The sequence below is a fragment of the Acinetobacter sp. 1566109 genome (assembly GCF_000582255.1).
In the GTDB taxonomy this organism is placed as follows: Bacteria; Pseudomonadota; Gammaproteobacteria; order Pseudomonadales; family Moraxellaceae; genus Acinetobacter; species Acinetobacter nosocomialis.
This window is the reverse complement of record NZ_JEYB01000229.1, coordinates 1-503: the sequence shown is the minus strand read 5'-3', so window position 1 is coordinate 503 and position 503 is coordinate 1. Positions and strand designations below refer to the sequence as shown.

Sequence of the window (503 nt, the reverse complement as noted above, 5' to 3'; positions counted from 1 at the left end):
TTCGGGTGTGCTGGCTCTATGACCAGTCCGTCAACCCCTTTTCGTTCTGCCACCATAATTTTAATGTCTGGCAGAACTCCCAATAAAAAGGAGTCGGCTTTGCACATCCATTATTTGTTGGCAGCCTTTGCCAAAAGCTATAACAACACAACTTAGTTTATTAACGAGTTTGATCGCCATTAGGTTTATCAAGCTTTAAATCGTCACGACCAAAAACTTAGCAACTATAAAACTCGAGATGTGCCAAGCACAGTCTTTATGGGTTTTGCTGCGCCTTTTTTTCTCCCAAAAAGGGCACAGATTTTTTTAACTCATTTATATACAACAAAAACTTATTTTATAACGGTAAAACTATGCCAAATTTAATTCTCCCAACACGTGCTTTAGAAGTTGTAAAAAAAGGAATAAATCTGTTCCATCACGGTGGATTTCACATGGTCGGTGTCGACAAAATTGTGAAAGAAACCGAAGTGAATAAAATGACGTTTTATAATTATTTTCAC

The 503-nt window shown here is 37.2% G+C and carries 1 protein-coding gene; it reads left to right on the top strand.

Annotated elements, in window-relative coordinates; genetic code table 11:
• Positions 1–353: 353 nt before the first annotated feature.
• Positions 354–503 (top strand): TetR/AcrR family transcriptional regulator (locus J582_RS26690; protein ID WP_032049025.1); only part of this gene is annotated, 150 nt, incomplete at its 3' end.